The organism is Leeia oryzae DSM 17879 (assembly GCF_000376945.1).
Taxonomy (GTDB): domain Bacteria; phylum Pseudomonadota; class Gammaproteobacteria; order Burkholderiales; family Leeiaceae; genus Leeia; species Leeia oryzae.
On record NZ_AQXU01000024.1, the window covers coordinates 168,588 to 186,627 of the forward strand.

An 18,040-nucleotide genomic window follows, 5' to 3' on the forward strand; every position below is an offset into this window, starting at 1 on the left:
GCATGTTGTCTGACATGCATATGTGTTGTTTTACATGACCAGCAAGCTGCGCTTTGTTCGTTTGACATTCAGCTTTCTGCTGGTGGTCTTGAGTGGCTGGATGGCGACTTCGCTGGTATTGTCCTTGGGGCAATTTGGGTCACCCTGGTTACGGTTGGCCTTTGCCATTGCCTGTTACTCAGGTGTTGTCTGGTGGCTGTCTGCCATCTGTTTGCATAACCGGGTCTGGCGCTCTGCTGCATTGCTGTTTTATCCCGTTACCTTGCTGGCGGTTGCGGCGAATGTGCCCGTCTGGCTGCCATTGGTTGCGTTGTTGTTGTTGATATTGGCTGGCGGACAGGCATGGAGAGGGCGCGTTCCTTTGTTTCTGAGCCATGCTGCAGTGCTTGATGCGTTGAACCAGATTTTGCCGGAGACGCCCCGTCTGGTATTTGCCGAGCTGGGGAGTGGTACAGGAACGGTGCTTGCGCATATTTGCAGCAGACGACCGGATTGGCAGCTTCATGGCTATGAACTGGCCTGGTTGCCATACAGCTATTCCTGGTGGAGGTTCCGCCGTCAGAAGCGTGTGACCTTGCACCGGCAGGACTTCATGGCGACAGACTGGTCTGGCTTTGACGTGGTTTATGCATTTCTTTCTCCACTGGTGATGGAGGATGTCTGGCAAAAGGCGATGCAGGAAATGAAACCAGGCAGTCTATTGATCAGTAATTCGTTTGACGTGGCAGAGCACCCTGCAGATATCATGCTGGATACCGGCAAGCACCGTCAGGCGCGTGTGCTGGTCTGGAAAATGAAGGCTAAAGAAGAGGCTTAATCAAGGTGACAACTGAATTCACGGTTGATCAATTTCCCGCAGCAGCACCTTATCTGAAGGGGTGGCAGACCCTGCCATGGCCAGCCAGACTGTCGACCCTCGAGCAGTTGCGATCTGCCAAAACCCAAACCTCCATGACGACCGCCCGGCTGGCGTCAATTATCCGGCACGACCCCTTTTTGACTGCGCAATTGCTGGGTTATGTGAATAGCGCACCCAGAGGCAACTTTGCCAGTGATGTTACCACCATAGAGCATGCCTTGATGCTGGTGGGTATCGAGCCATTCTTTGAACGGTTTGGCCGCCGTATGCCGGTTGAACGCCTGCTAGAGAAAGAACCTGTTCGCTTGTCGCTCATGCAGCAGCGTTTGGCCATTTGTGAATACGCAGGCATGGTTGCCGAAGAGTTGGCCAATATCCGCCATGACAGTAAAGCCGAGGAAATCGGGATTGCTGCGTTGTTACACGACCTGGCTGAACCGCTGTTACTGCTGACGCACCCTCAGCTCATGACGGACCTGAAAGAGTTTGCCTTGAGCAACCGGATGTGGTTTGACCCGGTGCAGCAACAGGCACGGTTTGGTGTTACTTATGGCGCCATGCGTATATTGCTGGCAAAGCAGTGCGGTTTGCCCAGCCTGTTTACCGACCTGATGACGCAGGAAGAAAGCGAACATCCACGGGTATTGACTGTCCAGTTTGCCGTGAAGTGGGCACATTGGCTATGGCATGGCTGGTGGTCGGAAGAGTTGCATCAGGCTTTGCATGCGCTGGCGGCCGTCTTCATGAAGCCTGCTGATCTGATCTGGCAACGCCTGATACAACTCACCCTTAGACTGGCACATCAGGATAACTGGAAGAACATGCCAAGTCCGGCGTGCTGGCTACCGATGCTGCCGGGTGACTGGCCATTGCCTAAAGCAGCACCCAAAGCTCATGCATGGCCGGATGTGGCGATGGTCGACAAGGTGATCAAGCAGCTGCAGCAGAAAGATGAAGATCTGGATGTCGGACAGGTAATGACCATTTTGTTCCGTGGCGTCCGATTGGGGGCTGGTCTGGACCGGGTGGCTTTTTTAGTGCAACCCAAGGGCGAATTGCTGCTCAAGCCCCGTTTTGTCGTGGGCATACCGGAAGAGCACCCGATGCATTCGCTCCAGACCGACCTGAACGCCCCCCATTTGTTTACCCGTCTGTCTTCCAAAACCCAGGGGGTTTGGTACGGACAGCATAATCGTGCCACCATGCAAAGTCTGTTACCGCATGTGGTTGCCACCGAACCGGATCGTGACTGGGTTGCCATGTCATTATGGGTGCATGGGCATCCCTTGGGGATCCTGTATGCCGATGGCGGCAAGCATCGCTCCCAGCTGGAAGAGCCAACGTATCTGGCATTCAAGCAACTGGCCCTGGCTGCAATTACAGCGCTGGAACATTCCGCAAAGCTTAGGTAACCCATCAGATCATGTCGTTTGTCTTAATTCAATCTGCTGCCAATACGAGATTCAAGCATCTGAAAAAACTGGCCACGAGCCGGCGTGAACGTCTTGAGTCCGGCCAAACCCTGCTGGATGGCATTCATCTGTTGCAAAGTGCATTGGCACATGGCTTACCGCTTGCGGAACTGATCGTTAGTGAGTCTGGCCTGTTAAAGCCGGAAATCAGTGCTTTTGTCTCTTTGCATGATGACATGCCGGGTGTCATCCTCTCTGATGCGCTGTTTGCGCAACTGACTGAGTTGCCTTCCCCGACCGGGGTGATGGCCCTGTTTGCCATACCTGGGGAGCAAGCGGTGGATGTATTGCATGCACCCGTATCCAATGTCTTGTTGCTGGACGGAGTGCAGGACCCTGGCAATGTCGGGTCTATTCTGCGTACGGCCGCTGCTGCGGGCGTATCTCATGTGATGATGTCTGATGCCTGCGCAGACGCCTGGTCGCCCAAGGTGTTGCGAGCAGGGATGGGGGCGCATTTTGGATTGTCTCTCCTGACGAAGGTTGACCTGATTGCTTACGTGGCCTCCTTGCCGGCATCTGTGTTGTCCGTAACAACGGCGCTGGATGCCACGCATAGCCTGTATGACCTTGACCTGCGCCAGCCGGTTGTCTGGGTGATGGGGAGCGAAGGACAAGGGGTGCGCAAGGATCTACAGGCGAGTTGTAATACGGCGATCCGGATTCCGATGGCGGGCATGACGGAATCTTTGAATGTTGCCGCTGCAACCGCGATTTGTCTGTTTGAGCAGCATCGGCAAAATCTGGTGTGAATTAAGCTGAAAAGTGTTGTGCCAGTGAAATGGTGGGCCATTTAGCACAATAAAAAACCGGGTCGAAACCCGGTTTTTTATTGTGCTAAACACTAGCAGTGGATTACTCCATGCGATAGTTCGGCGCTTCTTTGGTGATTTGTACATCGTGTACATGGCTTTCGCGCACACCAGCAGAGGTAATTTGCACGAATTCAGCCTTGGCTTTAACATCGGCAATCGTGGCGCAACCAAGGTAGCCCATACTGGAACGCAGACCACCCATCAGCTGATGAATGACTGCGCTGATCGGGCCTTTGTATGGTACACGGCCTTCGATACCCTCAGGAACCAGCTTCTCGGCATTCCCTTCGTTATCCTGGAAGTAACGGTCACTGGAGCCTTGTTGCATGGCACCCAGAGAACCCATACCGCGATAGGACTTGTAAGAACGACCTTGATACAGTTCGGTTTCGCCAGGCGCTTCTTCCGTACCGGCAAACAGGCCGCCCAGCATGACGCAATCTGCGCCTGCGGCAATTGCCTTGGAGATATCGCCTGAGAAACGGATACCACCATCGGCAATCAGCGGGATGCCCGTATTAAGCAGAGCTGTCGCTACGTCATCAATCGCACTGATTTGTGGTACACCCACACCGGCTACGATACGAGTCGTACAAATGGAGCCTGGACCAATACCGACTTTTACGGCATCGGCACCATGGTCGGCCAGTGCACGTGCAGCAACACCGGTTGCAATGTTTCCACCAATGACTTGCACCTGCGGGAAGTTCTTTTTCACCCACTCAACGCGTTTCAGCACGCCTTCTGAGTGGCCGTGTGCGGTATCTACCACAATTACGTCAACACCGGCTTCAGCCAGCAGCGTCACGCGCTCTTCGGTGCCTTCGCCCACGCCAACCGCTGCGCCTGCGCGCAAACGGCCTTGCTCATCTTTGCACGCCAGCGGGTGTTCGGTAGATTTCAGAATGTCTTTGACGGTGATCAGGCCGCGGAGCTCAAATGCATCGTTTACGACCAGTACCCGCTCGATGCGGTGGTCGTGCATCAGCGTCATGGCTTCTTCGCGGCTTGCGCCTTCCTTGACGATGACCAGGCGCTCTGCCGGGGTCATGATGCTGGATACCGGTGCATCCAGACGATTTTCAAAACGCAAGTCACGGTTGGTCACAATGCCTACCACTTTGCCGTTATCGACCACAGGCAGGCCGGAAATACGGTGCATGCGGGTCAGCTGCATCACGTCACGAATGGTCAGGTTTGACGAAATCGTGATTGGATCTTTGACCACACCGCTTTCAAAGCGTTTTACCTTGGAGACTTCTTTGGCTTGCTTTTCGGCAGACATATTCTTGTGAATAATCCCGATGCCGCCTTCTTGCGCCAGGGCAATGGCAAGGCGAGCTTCTGTAACCGTGTCCATGGCGGACGACAGTAGCGGAATATTCAGGCTGATCTGACGGGTAAGGCGTGTTGCCAGTGTGACATCGCGAGGAAGAACGGCTGAATGGGCTGGAACAAGAAGAACATCGTCAAAAGTGAGGGCTTGTCGGATGACGCGCATGTGTGATTCCTTCCGGCAAAGCGAAATTATAGCGAAAACAGGTACTTGCGGTAAAGGTGTGTATAGCGAAATTATTGTGCAATATCCACGGGCATCCCAATTTAAGCTGCCTTTGTGATCCAACTGGCAAGGCGATCATCGCTTCGTAGTAATATGACGTAAAAGGCTTGTAGAAAGTGTTGTCATGATAAAAGTGCTATTTGTGTGCATGGGAAACATCTGCCGAAGCCCGACCGCCGAAGGTGTGTTTCGTGATGTCCTGACAAAAGCCGGGATGGATGCTCACGTGCAGGTGGATTCGGCGGGTACGCACGCTTATCACGTGGGGGAGGGGCCTGATGCGCGTTCTCAGGAAGCGGCGCAAAAGCGCGGTATAGACCTGTCGGGTATTCGTGCCAGACAATTGCAGGAAGAGGATTTCTTTCGGTTTGATTACATTCTGGTCATGGATCAGCGAAACCTGAGGGATCTGCGGCAGATTGCACCCTTGAACCTGGCGGACAAAGCCGAGCTGTTGCTGAATTTCAGCAGCAACTATAGTGGCCAGGAAGTGCCCGATCCGTATTACGGCGGGGAGTCCGGATTTGAGCAGGTGCTGGACCGCATAGAAGATGCGGCACAAGGGTTATTGCTGCATCTGCAGATGCAGGTTGATAAAAATTAAATGCGCTTCCCGCTGTCTTTAGTATACTGGTTTATATGAATAACCGGATTTAGTGTAGGGTAAATAGCGTATGAAACATCAGGATATTTCTGTTCTGATTATTGATGATGATGCCATCCTGCGTTCTTTGATGGGCAGCTTGCTGCGGCAAGAGGGGTATCAGGTTGTCGGTGACGCGTCATCCGCTGAATCTGGCATGCGCATGTTCGAACAATACCAGCCCAAAGCGGTGTTGCTGGATATCAATCTGCCGGGCATGGATGGCTTGACCATGCTATCCGAGTTGCGCAGGGAGAGTGAAAGTGTGAAGGTCATCATGGTGAGCGGGGATGCAACGCTGGATCGGGTCAGAAGTGCATTGTCATCTGGCGCCAGCGGATTTGTTGTCAAACCGATTAATGCAAACAAGCTACTGTCTGCCATTGAGTTTGCATTTAAAGAATAAATAGAGCACAGACTAACAAAGCGGCTTCGAGCCCGGACGGGCCTCGTCTGATGAGGGGCTTGGCAAGGCGGCTGCGGACCAGGGAGAGCTTGATGAAGCATTGTCCATTCAGGGTAGGTCAGGGGTTTGACGTACATGCGCTGGTACATGATCGTCCATTGATTATTGGTGGCGTCACCATCCCTTTTGAGAAAGGGCTGGCTGGTCATTCGGATGCTGACGTCCTGCTGCACGCGATTACCGATGCTTTACTGGGGGCTGCCGGGCTTGGCGATATCGGCAGGCATTTTCCGGATACCGATGTCAGTTATCTGGGGGCTGACAGCCGTGTGTTGCTGCGCCATGTGGTAGGGCTGGTGCAGGCCGGTGGCTGGCAGGTGGCCAATATTGATGCCACCATTATTGCGCAAGCACCCAAAATGGCGCCGCACATTCCGGGCATGGTGGAGCTGATTGCGCTGGACGTGGGGATTTCGCCAAAAGCGGTCAACATCAAGGCCAAAACGACCGAGCGTCTGGGTTTTACCGGCCGGGGAGAAGGGATTGCAGCAGATGCGGTATGCCTGCTGTGGTCTGAATAAACCCGAGATTCGCCGGCAGATAACCGTTTGTCAGTTGCCTGCCGGCGCTGCTTTATTTTTGTTTTAAACAGGTATAAATTTGTACCAAGCGAACGTGTTTTCGCTGTTCGGTTTTCATGTAATTTGATGTGAAAATGGCAAACCCGTCGTAAGGCGGCGACGCAAAGCTTCCGGTCTTGTAGCTGTTAAATGATGACTGCTTTTTTGAGTGAGTCGTGATTTGATGTGACAAGATAGCGGGGCCACTCTCATCGTTATCGATGCGTCATCTGCCATTCTCACTTGTATTACGCTAAAAATATGCGTCTGCCCTTGTACAGGGTGCGGCCATATTAGAATGGTATTAAGGTGATGTAAATGGCAATCTCCGTTGCGGGAAATGTCGTGTCAATTTCAGACTACCATCAACGCAGGACGTTAAGCGCTGATGAGTCTCGACGTCTGCTCCTCTCATGTCGCGATATTGCGCTGGATCGCCTGTGTTCTGCTTTGGCCGGGATGTTCGACAAGCTTGAACCCGCCTTGTATGAACTCGCCAGCAAGGCCGGCAATCCGGATAAATCTGGTCAATACCTTAGCGCCAAGACGCTGGCGAACAAGCATCGTGCCAGTCTGGAGTCGCAATTCAAGCAGCAGATGACCAAAGCGTTTGATGGCGCCATGCAAAAAGCCAGAAAGCAGGCTGGCGAGGTCGGTTTGATGAGCTTTGACACCCTTGAACTTGCACTGGTAGATACCTCTGATTTTGAGCAAACCCTTGCCTTGCAGCAAATTGCAGGCAAGTGGCGCAGTGAATGCAAAGATGAACTGGCTGCGCTGGAGCTGCGCATCAACCTGTTGCTAAAAGGCCAGGAAGACAGTCAGGAAGTACCTGTGTCGCCCCGGCAGATCTGCGAAGCATTTGACAGTGCATGCCGTTCGCTGGATGCCAGTCTGAATGTTCGTCTGATCATTCTTGCGCAGTTTGAACAAGCCATGCTGGAGGAAGTAAAGCGTCTGTATGGACGTCTGAATACCATGCTGGTTGCCAGCGATGTCTTGCCAAAGATTTCCATGGGGGTCAGGCGTGCATCTGCCGCCCAGCCAATCAAAGCGTATGGCAGTGGTGGTTCTGCCTCTTCAGAGGGTGAGAGGGGTTTTCAGCGGCAGGGTGGCGGCATGGCTTCAGAGGCCGATGCTGTCAAAATGATGCCCGTTACCGAAGACGAAGCCTCGATGCTTGGGTTGATGCGTCAATTGGTCAACCATGGGCAGTTCCCTGCTTCTAATATCCCTGGCGCAGCCGTGATTCCGGTATTGAGCCGTTTGCAACAAGGGGAAGTGCCAGAGAAGGTTCGCCCCGGGTCTGTCATGAACTGGGCAAATGTGGGTAGTTTGGGGACGGAAAATACCCTGCGATTGTTGAAACAGGACTTGCTGGAAGGGCAGGTATCCCAGGTTGAGTCTTTAACCATTGATATCGTCGCCATGCTGTTTGACTATGTTTTCGATGCCCCGAATATTCCGGGGGACCTGAAAGCGTTGATCGGGCGTCTGCAGATTCCTGTCCTGAAAGCCGCGTTGCTGGACAGCAAGTTTTTCTCTCGCAAGAATCATCCCGTTCGTCGATTGCTGGATTTGCTGGCCCAAGTGTCCATTGGCTGGCAGGCCACCCATGACAACAGTGCGCTGTTGTCGCTGGTGGATAATGTAGTCCATACCATCCTGACGGATTTTACCGACGATATCGTCATTTTCGAGGCGCAAGAATTGCGTTTGATCGCGTATCAGCAGGAGGAGTCTGCGCGTGCGGCGCGCGAGGCTGAACGCTCTGCCAATGCCATCTTGCTGAAAGAGCAACTGGAAGTCGCACGGGGCGAGGCCATGTCGCTGGTTGAGGCCCGTCTGCAAAAGCATGGTGTGCCACAGGCTGTTCGAGATTATCTGGCCCGTTACTGGGTTAGCGCCTTGCTGGATGCTTGTAATGAAGGCGGCCTGAATTCTGATGCCTGGAAAGCGACCATCGGGATGATGGATGATCTGATCTGGTCATGCGAGCCCAAGATGACAACCGAAGACCGGATGCGTCTGGTTGAGCTGCTGCAACCCATGCTGCGCAAGATTGAAGACGTGATGCTGGCCCATGGTGCCACAGAAGCAGAAAAAGAAGCTTTCCTTGCCGATATGGTGAGATGCCATTCCACCGCCATCCGGATGGGGGTCAAACAGGATACGCAAGGGATGGTCATCCGCCAGCCAGTGTCCCTGATGGAAATCTCTGTACCGGTGCTGGACGACGTGATTCCTGAAGATTTTGCTCCTGTGCTCATCAAGGAGAATGCGCCGACTGCGACCGTGCCGGAAGAACTGGCCAGCAAAGCAGCCGAAAAATGGACGGCGGCCGGGTTGAAGCGCGGCGAATGGGTGGAGGTTGACTTGGGGCAGGGCGTCCAGCAGATGAAACTGGCCTGGATCAGTCCCTACAAAGGCATGTACCTGTTTACCAACCGGATGGGCGGAAACGCTATTTCTGTGTCGCAAATCGTGTTGATGGAGTACCTGGCCGATGGCACGGTAAGGCGTCTGGAGGGCGATTCATTCTCCGAACGCGCAGTGAGCGACGTGATGGTGCGGCTGGAAAGAGAAGAGCGCCTGCATTAATCGCTTGTCAGGTAATGACCAATAAAAAAACCAGCAATTTGCGTTGCTGGTTTTTTTATTGTGTCCGCGATGGCGGGCCGGGTTTAGTCTACCTGGCTGCGTTTCAGGCGGCGCTGCCGCACGCCCTCTGCCAGAGTTGCCAGCAGGGACTCGCTGTCCTCCCAGCCAATGCAGGCATCGGTCACGCTTTGACCATAGGTCAGCGGGTGGCCTGGTTTCAGATCCTGACGTCCTTCGCACAAGTGGCTTTCTACCATCACCCCGAAAATGCGGTCGTCGCCATTGCTGATCTGGCCTGCAACATCCTGACAGACTTCCATCTGCTTCTGATATTGCTTGCTGCTGTTAGCGTGGGAGAAGTCGATCATCACCTTTTGCGCCAGGCCGGATGTACTTAACTGCTGGCAGGCAGCATCAATGCTGGCCGCATCATAGTTAGGCGTTTTGCCGCCGCGCAGGATGACGTGACAGTCCTCATTGCCCAAGGTAGAGACGATGGCAGAATGCCCTGCCTTGGTCACAGACAGGAAGTGGTGCGGTGCATTGGCGGCCTTGATGGCATCCACGGCAATGCGCAAGTTGCCGTCGGTACCATTTTTAAAGCCTACCGGGCAAGACAGACCGCTGGCCAGCTCGCGATGCACCTGGCTTTCTGTCGTCCGCGCACCAATGGCACCCCAGCTGATCAGGTCAGACAGGTATTGCGGGGTAATCATGTCCAGATATTCGGTAGATGCTGGCATGCCGGCATCGTTGATGTCCAGCAACAGCTTGCGGGCAAGACGGATGCCTTCGTTAATGCGATAGCTGCCGTCCAGCATCGGGTCATTGATCAGACCTTTCCAGCCAACGGTGGTACGCGGTTTCTCAAAATACACCCGCATCACGATCAGCAAGTCCTGGCTGTATTTTTCTTTCTGCGCAACCAGACGGGTGGCGTATTCCATGGCTGCATCGTAGTCATGAATCGAGCAAGGGCCGATGATGACCAGCAGACGGTCGTCTGCACCGTGCAGGATGCGGTGAATATCTTGCCGGGTTTCATGGGTAATGTTGGCCGCATGGTCAGAAATCGGGTATTCGCGCAGCACATGCGAAGGGGGTGCCAGCTCCTTGATCTCTTTAATCCGGGTATCGTCTGTTTTCACGGTAGATTTTGAGTGCGTCATGTGGTTGCTTCCCGTCAATGTATATGGTGCGTGGTTATCAGCCAGATCATGCAGCCGGTCCATCCAGAATGGGGCCAGATTGCAGGCCTGTTCGATTTTTCTGGATAACTCATCCCCCAGGTTGCGTCTGCCTGTGGGCGTATCATTTAGCAGGCGGGAAACATAAGACGCCTGGTTAATGCCGGCCGCTTTGGCAAAGTCAACCTGACGACCGTTATAACGGTGCGTGATCAGGTAATGAAGATTGTTTCTTCTGATGTCATGGATACTAGGCATGGAATGATTAAATCATAAATTTACCTGTTTGGTAATCTTTTTTGAAAGAGAATTTTTGCAGTACATCCATAAAAATTACCATTAAGGTAATTTTTATGGATGTAAAAAAGCCACCCTGTGCAAATCGGGTGGCTTTGTCAGGTAATGAATTGGTCAGATAACTTTAGAATAGCGGGCTTCCGCCTGCTTTTCTCTCAGGTGCTGGTCAAAGACCATGGCGATATTCCTGACCAGTAACCGCCCCTTGGGCAGAATCTGCACCAGTTCATCCGAGATGTTCAATAAACCATCCTGCTGGTAGGCCAGTAGCTGCGGCTGCTCAGCCACAAAGTAATCCCGGTAGTGGATGCCGAACGTCTTTTCCAGTGCCGGAATATTCAGCTGGAATTCACACATCAGCTGCTGAATGATATGTCGGCGGATTTCATCATCCGGGGTCAGTTCAATACCGCGGAACAATGGCATGACACCTTCGTCCAGGGCGGCATAATAGGCTTCCGTTGTGCGTACGTTCTGGCTGTAGCTGGTACCCACCTTGCTGATGGCCGATACGCCCAGTGACAGCAGGTCAATATCGTCGTGGGTGGAGTAACCCTGGAAGTTGCGATGCAACGTACCGGCACGCTGGGCAATGGCGAGTTCATCGTCCGGCAGGGCAAAGTGATCCATCCCGATATACACATAACCGGCATCAGTCAGTTTCTGGATGGCCAGGCTCAGAATATCCAGTTTGGTATCCGGGCTTGGCAGATCATCATCATTGATGCGGCGCTGTGGTTTGAACAGATGCGGCAGGTGCGCATAGTTATAGATAGACAAACGGTCCGGACGGGCAGCAATCACCTTGTCCAGTGTCACAGAAAAGCCTGCTACCGTCTGGTGTGGCAGGCCGTAAATCAGGTCGATGGAAATGGACTTGAAACCGTACTTTCTGGCGGCGGCCAGCGTGCCCAGTGTTTCTTCTTCACTCTGCACGCGGTTCACGGCTTTTTGGACGACCGGGTCAAAATCCTGCACACCCAGGCTCATGCGGTTAAAACCAAGGGCACGCAACAGGGCGATGGTATGTTCCTGTACTTTGCGCGGGTCTATCTCAATAGAAAACTCACCTTCATCGTCCGGTGCAAACTCAAACGTCTGGCGCAGCTTGCCGATCAGTCTGGCCAATTGTTCGTCAGACAAAAAGGTGGGTGTGCCGCCACCAAAGTGGAGCTGCTCGATCCGGGCATGCGAGGCAAACAACGGCGCTTGCAGGTCGATTTCTTTTTCCAGGTAATCCAGATAGATGTCGGCCTTGCTCTTGTCTTTGGTAATGATCTTGTTACAGGCACAGTAATAGCAGATGGTATTGCAGAAAGGGATATGCACATACAGGGACAAAGGCCGCTTTACGTTCGTCCCGAAATGCCGGATGGCTTGTTCGCGGAAGTTACTTTCAAAAAAGCGGTCATGAAAACGGTCTGCGGTCGGGTAAGACGTATAGCGAGGTCCATTCCCCGCCAGGCGCTCGATCAGTTCTTTGTCAAAACTGACGCCTTGGACATCAAAGCGGGAAGAAGAAAGTGTGTGTGCAGCTGCAGGCGAATTCATGATTGTTTGCCGGTAAGATTTGACATGTGCCGATCATAGCGTGTAGGTGCGACGATTAACTTGACGCGCATCAACTGTGACCGGGTTTGCTTGGATAAAATCCGGCAGCAAAAACACAAAAGCCCTACCGGCATGATGCACGGTAGGGCTCTGTGTTGTCTCGACTCTCTTTTATTCAGTCCCGGCGGTTAAGACCACTCTGTCGGACTGTTCTCCTTTGCTAGCTTGCTTTCTGGCTACAGCGCTCGCGGCGTTTTTGGCTCGACCTTGCTGTAGCGAAACTGCGTCTTAAGCAGATGTCGCTATTCTCCGTATTATTTCGTTAGCGTCAATAGGTGGGGCTTTTTTTACATTACGTAAACGTAAACGTAACATATGAATTTCCGATAATGGAAAACAAGCAATCATGCGGGTTGTAGCGGCAGTTAACAAAACCTGACTAAACGGTCAATGGTGGCTCGTGCAGGCTCTGCCTTGTCTGAGGTCAAAAAAGAGGAAAAAATGCCCAGGGAACCATAAAAAAACCATATAAAAAACAATCGCTTATATTTGTGCGCTGCATCAAAAATAATGGTGGGCAAAAAAACATGCAAAAAACTGAACTTTTTTTAAATTTTTTTATCTTTGAGCCGATATATACCATGAAAGGGACATCGTCCTTGCAAAGGTACCTAGCCTGCGTTAAGCACTGGCAGAAAAACCAGCGACAAGTTTCTGTGGTTGTCATCTCCTTGTCATACTGGTTTGCTTTAATGTGAAACGTGCAACAAGCTAATGCAGCTACACCGCTCCGGGTCGGGGGAGCGGAAAGAATACCCGACACCAATACGAGAGACCTGGTTTTGTTCCGTTGCAAGGCCAGGTCCGGTCAGCGCCCGTCACGGTTGACGGGCGTTTGCTTTTGAAGCTGAGCATGATCTGCGGTAGCGAGATTTCATCTGTCGACCGTCAAGTTTCTGCCGGCATGGCTTCCGGTCTGCAGAAATCCTGCGTATAATGCATAGCTCTCAACGCGGGCGTCGTATAATGGTAATACCTCAGCTTCCCAAGCTGATGCCGTGAGTTCGATTCTCATCGCCCGCTCCAACCGAATTTCGTCAGGTCAATGATCTGATAAACAAAAAGCCAACCGGAGACGGTTGGCTTTTTGTTTTTCTGCCTGGCATGAAATTATGTGAGTATTTGTTTTTATGAGCTGGCTAGAATAGTCACACTGTCCGAGTTACGCATGTGTCTGGATTTGACCCAAAGCCGCTGGTTGTCAGGATTGAGGGGGGCGGGCCGCATTCCTTTTGATTTAAGTGGATGGAAATTTTCCAGCATGGCATCTGCATTCGCGTCACCGTAAATTTAGACCGAAGCTCTTGATCGTTACCCACGCTTAGGTATGCGTGCTGTCCACGCATCCCAATATTTTTTACTTGCGATTACTAGTTCATCGAACGAGATCTCTTCGCCTGTATCCAAGTAGAGTGAAACCGCTCCGTAGGACATTGTAAGGGTACCCATCACACAGTTCACCACCACGGGATGTTCACCCTTTCCAACGCCTAGAATTTCGGGTGACAACGCGACTATCGCATCAATATTCTCAATCAATGATGAATCATATTCCTGATATGTGAACCGCGTGCAATCTGACAAGTTGACTCTGAACCCAGTACCTTCGCCGGGAAATTGTTGACGCAAATATCGGACTGAAATTTCAACTGAAACTTCCCCTGGAACCGTTCCTGTTATGACTTCAATACCCCCATCATGCAATAGTGCCCAAAACCCAACGTCCATATTGTTCATATTTATCCCTGCCTATTAGTTACTATGCACGAGTCTGCCGCTGTTCAACAGCAACCATCTTAGCGCAATGACATAATTATCGGTGTTGGCAATCATATCTGATCCTTGAACGTCTTCATCAAGCAGCCTACTGATGTCAGTATCACCAGATAGCTTCATTATTTTTGAACGACTTTACCGTTTCTCTCATGGGCAGGAGGGATGAACCTGTGTAATAATTGAGCAGGGGATTTTGTGGTCCTGCGTCGCTGGTTTGCAGCGGCTTGCGGGAGAGGTTTTGTGCTTTACTTTAACTCGTCAACAGAAAGAATGATCTTATGTTCCAGCATGTAGATGCCTACGCCGGTGACCCGATTTTGACGTTGGTAGAAACGTTTAACAAAGATACCCGCCCTTTCAAGGTGAACCTGGGTATTGGCCTGTATTACGATGAAAACGGCAAAATTCCTTTGCTGAACTGTGTAAAAGTGGCTGAGCAGCGCCGTGTGGCAGCAGAGCAGCCGCGTCCTTACCTGCCAATGGAAGGTTTTGGCCCATACCGCGAAGCGGTGCAGCGTTTGCTGTTTGGTGCCGACCATAAAGTGCTGGCAGAAAAACGTGTAGCGACCGTGCAGACCATTGGTGGTTCTGGCGCGCTGAAAGTAGGCGCTGATTTCATCAAGCGCTACTTCCCTGCGAGCGAAATGTGGGTGAGCGACCCGACCTGGGATAACCACCGTTCGATTTTTGAAGGGGCAGGCGTTAAGGTAAATGCTTACCCGTACTACGACAATGCTACTGGAAAAGTACGCTTTGACGACATGATTGCTTGCTTCAAGTCGCTGCCTAAGCAAACCGTGGTGTTGCTGCACCCATGCTGCCATAACCCGACCGGTGTGGACCTGAGCAAAGAGCAGTGGCAAGAAGTGATCAAGGTGGTGAAAGCCCAAGAACTGATCGCCTTCATGGACATTGCTTACCAGGGCTTTGGTGAAAGCCTGGATGACGATGCGTATGCAATCCGTGCCATGGCCGATGCCGGCGTGAGCTACTTTGTCAGCAACTCGTTTGCCAAGAACCTGTCTCTGTACAGCGAGCGTTGCGGTGGCCTGTCTGTGGTGTGTGCGTCTGAAGAAGAAGCCAACCGTGTACTGGGTCAGCTGAAGTTTACCATCCGCCGTAACTACTCCAGCCCGCCTGCGCATGGTGGCCAAGTGACCGCAACCGTGATGAATGATGCAGAACTGTACGCTGACTGGGTAAAAGAAGTGGCCAATATGCGTGACCGCATCAAGTCTATGCGCAAGGCACTGTTTGACGTACTGACTGCTGCGATCCCTGGCCGTGATTTCTCTTACTTCATGACCCAGCGTGGCATGTTCAGCTACACCGGTTTGTCTCCAGAGCAAGTGGACCGCCTGCGTGAAGAGTTTGGCGTGTACATGGTACGTTCTGGCCGCGTGTGTGTGGCGGGTCTGAACCACAGCAACATCGAGTATGTTGCCAAATCAATGGCGACTGTACTGGCAAGCTAAGCTGCGCTTGTCTTTGCCTTAAAAAAATACCCCGGTTGATCCGGGGTATTTTTTTGATTTTTTAGCGGCCGGTTTGAACTTTATCCACATTCAGACCAGACTAATACTGGTATAGTTGGAATGCATAAGCTGGGTTGCCGTAACAGGACTCTGGCTGGATTGGCTGCGTGATGACCGGGAACTAACCGGTTGGTTTGTCTTCAAATTTGTCTTCAATCTGTTTGGGCGGGTGAACGATGCAATTGCTGAAAAAAGTGGGTCTGGGTGTCGCTGGGGTTGCCGGGGTGGCGGTGATTGGTGCAACCGGTTTTCTGCTGACCTTTAACCCGAATGATTACAAGCCCCAGTTGGTGGATTGGGTTAAAACCAACAAGCAGCGGACGCTGGCCATTAATGGCAACATCAGCCTGACGGTGTACCCGCAAATCGGCCTGAAAGTGTCGGATGTTACTTTATCTGAACATGCCAGCAGCGAGCAGTTTGCCAAGGTGGGCGAATTGCAGGTGGGTGTGCAGCTGATGCCGCTATTCAGCAAAAAAGTCATTGTGGATTCGGTAGACATCAGCGGTTTGCAGGTGTCCGTCAAACGGGACAAGCAAGGCCAGTTTAACTTTGCCGACTTCATGGAAAAGAGCGCCACACCTGAGCAGGGTGGCAGCAAAGTTGAACTGAAAGTGGCCAAGGTGGCGTTGAAAGACAGCGCTGTGAGCTGGCACGACGCAATGACGGACCGTGCCCTGACGCTGGATAAGCTCAATGTGCTGGCGACGGATATTGATCCGGAGCGTGGTGCTACCCTGAAGGCTGATGGCCAGCTGGCGACAGGGCCGCTGGCACAGCCAACTGCTCAGGCAGAGGGCGCGTTTACGGTGGCGACTGCGGTGACCATGGATAAGGCGACCGGGCAGATTGACGCGAAGCAGCTGGTGACGACGTTTGAAGGGGCAGCTGCCGGACAGCAAGGATTGAAAGCCGGTTTTGACGGCAATGTGACGGTACTGAAAGACCAGGTGAGTGTGCAGCCACTCAAGCTGACCGTGAACCAGACTGCCAAGGAGCAGCAGGTGGCGGCGGTGATTGGCGCAGAGCAGTTTGCTCTGGTGGGTGGTTTGGTCAAGGCGCAAAAGCTGGCGGTGAATGCCGATTTGGCCCAAGGGGGTAACAAGGTCAAGCTGGATGTACAAGTGCCCGCGGTGGCGGTGGAGCAGGGCAAGGTCAATGCAGGTAACGTAGTGCTGTCAGCCGACTTGAACGGCAACGGCAACACGGCCAGCATCAAGGGCCAACTGAATGGGGTGGCGCTGGCAGGCAACCTGCTGACTGTTAAACAGCTGAGCAGCAAGATTCACGGGCAGTTTGGTGACAAACAGGTGAATACCACGGTTGCCAGTCCGCTACAGGTGAATCTGGCTGACCAGCACGTGCAGTTGTCTGCCTTGAAAACCCAGGGGCAGATTCAGCTCAAAGGCATGCCGGCCAGTGTCTGGCAGCTGGCGGGTTCTGTGGATGCCGCCATCAAAGCCCAAGTCGTGAGCGCCCGGCTGAACGGCAAACTGGATGCGTCTAATCTGTCTTTGCAGGCGGATGTAAAACAGTTTGCCAACCCGACTTTCAAGGCCAAACTGGATCTGGATGCGCTGGATGTGGACCGCTATGTGGCCAAGGCACCAGCCAGTACCGCAACCACTACAGCGCCGGTCGATGGCAATGCGGCACTGATTCCGGATTTACCGATCTTCCATAAACTGAGTGGGGTGGCGGATGTGCATATCGGGCATCTGCACCGTGCGCCGTGGGACGTGAACGATGTCACCGTGCATTTTGAAGCGCAGCCTGGCCAATGGCATGTAGACCCGGTGGCCGGCAAGTTATTGCAGGGACAGGTCAAAGCGGCGGTGAATGCCAAATGGGGTGCAACGCCCGTGATTACCGTGGCGCCCCAGGTGGATGGCCTGGCACTGGGGGAGTTGTTGAAGGTGTTGTCCGGGGATGACAAGATCTCGGGCAAGACCGATGTCAGCGGGCAATTGAGTTTTTCCGGCCGTACGCTGAATGCCATCAAGCAGTCGCTGGGTGGGAATGTGAAGGTGAAGGTCAGCAATGGGGCCATCAAGGGTATCAGCATGATTGATACTGTGCAGAAGGCCCAGACCTCGATTAACACCCTGCGGGAAAAAGCCAAGTCTGGGGCCAGCGCCACGGCCAAAACCGAGTTTTCGGATTTGAATGCATCATTCCAGATTGCCAACGGTATTGCCAAAAACTCGGATTTATCCATGGTGGCACCGCTGTTGAAAGCCAGCGGCAAAGGGCAGTTCAATATTCCGGCCAGCGGCATTGATTACAACGTGCTGGCAGGGGTGGAGTACAAGAAAGATGCCGGTTCGCTTGGCGGCATCAATGTACCGGTGCATGTGGGCGGCACATTTACCCAGCCAGTGTTCACGGTAGATTATGCCTCTGTTGCCAAACAGATTTTGCAGAACCAGCTGAATGTGGATACCAAGGCAGCCCAGGAAAAAGCCAAGGCGGCGCTGGCGGCTCAGCAAGACAAACTGAAACAGGATGTCCAGGCCCAGAAAGACCAGTTGAAGACCCAGAGCCAGGATCAATTGAAAAACAAACTGAAAGGTTTGTTTGGAAAATGACCGTTTGAACGGACGGTTGTTGCAGAAACAAAAAATGCCGCGTGATCAACGCGGCATTTTTTATGCGGT

The 18,040-nt window shown here is 52.7% G+C and carries 13 protein-coding genes, 1 tRNA gene and 1 riboswitch; of the genes, 10 read left to right on the top strand and 4 right to left on the bottom strand.

The genetic code is table 11. The features are described 5' to 3' along the window. Nucleotides 1-34 precede the first annotated feature (34 nt). The 3 genes from F552_RS19305 to F552_RS0112320 are packed head-to-tail and all read left to right on the top strand — an operon-like array spanning nucleotide 35 to nucleotide 3,083. A complete protein-coding gene (locus F552_RS19305) occupies nucleotides 35-817 on the top strand; it encodes a class I SAM-dependent methyltransferase (RefSeq protein ID WP_018152053.1) in 783 nt (260 codons plus the stop codon). Nucleotides 818-822: 5 nt separating this feature from the next. Beyond that, on the top strand, nucleotides 823-2,271 hold the full coding sequence (locus F552_RS0112315) for an HDOD domain-containing protein (RefSeq protein WP_018152054.1): 1,449 nt from the start codon (nucleotides 823-825) through the stop codon (nucleotides 2,269-2,271). A gap of 11 nt (nucleotides 2,272-2,282) precedes the next feature. Beyond that, a complete protein-coding gene (locus F552_RS0112320) occupies nucleotides 2,283-3,083 on the top strand; it encodes a TrmH family RNA methyltransferase (RefSeq protein ID WP_018152055.1) in 801 nt (266 codons plus the stop codon). Nucleotides 3,084-3,186: 103 nt separating this feature from the next. On the opposite strand, the gene guaB is transcribed toward F552_RS0112320, so the two are convergent. Further along, nucleotides 3,187-4,647 carry an IMP dehydrogenase gene (gene guaB, locus F552_RS0112325; RefSeq protein WP_018152056.1) on the bottom strand — a complete coding sequence of 487 codons (1,461 nt, stop codon included), beginning with the start codon at nucleotides 4,645-4,647 and terminating at the stop codon, nucleotides 3,187-3,189. 184 nt (nucleotides 4,648-4,831) lie between these two features. On the opposite strand from guaB, the gene F552_RS0112330 reads away from it, so the two are divergent. The 4 genes from F552_RS0112330 to F552_RS0112345 all read left to right on the top strand — a co-directional run bounded on the left by F552_RS0112330 (nucleotide 4,832) and on the right by F552_RS0112345 (nucleotide 8,977). After that, on the top strand, nucleotides 4,832-5,311 hold the full coding sequence (locus tag F552_RS0112330) for a low molecular weight protein-tyrosine-phosphatase (protein WP_026182673.1): 480 nt from the start codon (nucleotides 4,832-4,834) through the stop codon (nucleotides 5,309-5,311). Nucleotides 5,312-5,381: 70 nt separating this feature from the next. Continuing rightward, the gene (locus F552_RS0112335) at nucleotides 5,382-5,756 is read left to right on the top strand and encodes a response regulator (protein ID WP_018152058.1); all 375 of its coding nucleotides are present in this window, start codon (nucleotides 5,382-5,384) and stop codon (nucleotides 5,754-5,756) included. A 92-nt stretch (nucleotides 5,757-5,848) separates the two neighbouring features. Beyond that, complete coding sequence (gene ispF, locus F552_RS0112340) at nucleotides 5,849-6,337, top strand: 2-C-methyl-D-erythritol 2,4-cyclodiphosphate synthase (RefSeq protein WP_018152059.1); 489 nt, start codon at nucleotides 5,849-5,851, stop codon at nucleotides 6,335-6,337. Between the two features lie 126 nt (nucleotides 6,338-6,463). Continuing rightward, nucleotides 6,464-6,587, top strand: a riboswitch (cyclic di-GMP riboswitch). A gap of 107 nt (nucleotides 6,588-6,694) precedes the next feature. Further along, nucleotides 6,695-8,977 carry a DUF1631 domain-containing protein gene (locus F552_RS0112345; RefSeq protein WP_083917505.1) on the top strand — a complete coding sequence of 761 codons (2,283 nt, stop codon included), beginning with the start codon at nucleotides 6,695-6,697 and terminating at the stop codon, nucleotides 8,975-8,977. An 83-nt stretch (nucleotides 8,978-9,060) separates the two neighbouring features. On the opposite strand, the gene aroG is transcribed toward F552_RS0112345, so the two are convergent. Continuing rightward, entirely contained in the window at nucleotides 9,061-10,146 is a 1,086-nt protein-coding gene (gene aroG, locus F552_RS0112350; protein ID WP_026182674.1) for a 3-deoxy-7-phosphoheptulonate synthase AroG, read from the bottom strand. Between the two features lie 429 nt (nucleotides 10,147-10,575). Then, nucleotides 10,576-12,012, bottom strand: coding sequence for an oxygen-independent coproporphyrinogen III oxidase (gene hemN / locus F552_RS0112355; RefSeq protein ID WP_018152062.1), 1,437 nt, complete (start codon nucleotides 12,010-12,012; stop codon nucleotides 10,576-10,578). Between the two features lie 1,012 nt (nucleotides 12,013-13,024). Here hemN and F552_RS0112360 point away from each other — a divergent pair. Then, nucleotides 13,025-13,098 (top strand) — tRNA-Gly (locus F552_RS0112360). A 285-nt stretch (nucleotides 13,099-13,383) separates the two neighbouring features. Here the strand turns inward: F552_RS0112360 and F552_RS0112365 are convergent. Next, a complete protein-coding gene (locus F552_RS0112365; RefSeq protein ID WP_018152063.1) occupies nucleotides 13,384-13,809 on the bottom strand; it encodes a hypothetical protein in 426 nt (141 codons plus the stop codon). 317 nt (nucleotides 13,810-14,126) lie between these two features. On the opposite strand from F552_RS0112365, the gene F552_RS0112375 reads away from it, so the two are divergent. Both F552_RS0112375 and F552_RS0112380 read left to right on the top strand, forming a co-directional pair. After that, complete coding sequence (locus F552_RS0112375) at nucleotides 14,127-15,323, top strand: amino acid aminotransferase (RefSeq protein ID WP_018152064.1); 1,197 nt, start codon at nucleotides 14,127-14,129, stop codon at nucleotides 15,321-15,323. A 236-nt stretch (nucleotides 15,324-15,559) separates the two neighbouring features. Further along, nucleotides 15,560-17,971, top strand: a complete 2,412-nt coding sequence (locus F552_RS0112380; protein ID WP_018152065.1) for an AsmA family protein — start codon at nucleotides 15,560-15,562, stop codon at nucleotides 17,969-17,971. Nucleotides 17,972-18,040: the final 69 nt, after the last annotated feature.

What these genes read in the sequence shown, in the direction of transcription:
- F552_RS19305 (WP_018152053.1), top strand. Translation starts at nt 35, where the DNA reads ATGACCAGCAAGCTGCGCTTTGTTCGTTTGACATTCAGCTTTCTGCTG.
- F552_RS0112320 (WP_018152055.1), top strand. Translation starts at nt 2,283, where the DNA reads ATGTCGTTTGTCTTAATTCAATCTGCTGCCAATACGAGATTCAAGCAT.
- guaB (WP_018152056.1), bottom strand. Translation starts at nt 4,647, where the DNA reads ATGCGCGTCATCCGACAAGCCCTCACTTTTGACGATGTTCTTCTTGTT.
- F552_RS0112330 (WP_026182673.1), top strand. Translation starts at nt 4,832, where the DNA reads ATGATAAAAGTGCTATTTGTGTGCATGGGAAACATCTGCCGAAGCCCG.
- F552_RS0112335 (WP_018152058.1), top strand. Translation starts at nt 5,382, where the DNA reads ATGAAACATCAGGATATTTCTGTTCTGATTATTGATGATGATGCCATC.
- ispF (WP_018152059.1), top strand. Translation starts at nt 5,849, where the DNA reads ATGAAGCATTGTCCATTCAGGGTAGGTCAGGGGTTTGACGTACATGCG.
- F552_RS0112345 (WP_083917505.1), top strand. Translation starts at nt 6,695, where the DNA reads ATGGCAATCTCCGTTGCGGGAAATGTCGTGTCAATTTCAGACTACCAT.
- aroG (WP_026182674.1), bottom strand. Translation starts at nt 10,146, where the DNA reads ATGACGCACTCAAAATCTACCGTGAAAACAGACGATACCCGGATTAAA.
- hemN (WP_018152062.1), bottom strand. Translation starts at nt 12,012, where the DNA reads ATGAATTCGCCTGCAGCTGCACACACACTTTCTTCTTCCCGCTTTGAT.
- F552_RS0112365 (WP_018152063.1), bottom strand. Translation starts at nt 13,809, where the DNA reads ATGAACAATATGGACGTTGGGTTTTGGGCACTATTGCATGATGGGGGT.
- F552_RS0112375 (WP_018152064.1), top strand. Translation starts at nt 14,127, where the DNA reads ATGTTCCAGCATGTAGATGCCTACGCCGGTGACCCGATTTTGACGTTG.
- F552_RS0112380 (WP_018152065.1), top strand. Translation starts at nt 15,560, where the DNA reads ATGCAATTGCTGAAAAAAGTGGGTCTGGGTGTCGCTGGGGTTGCCGGG.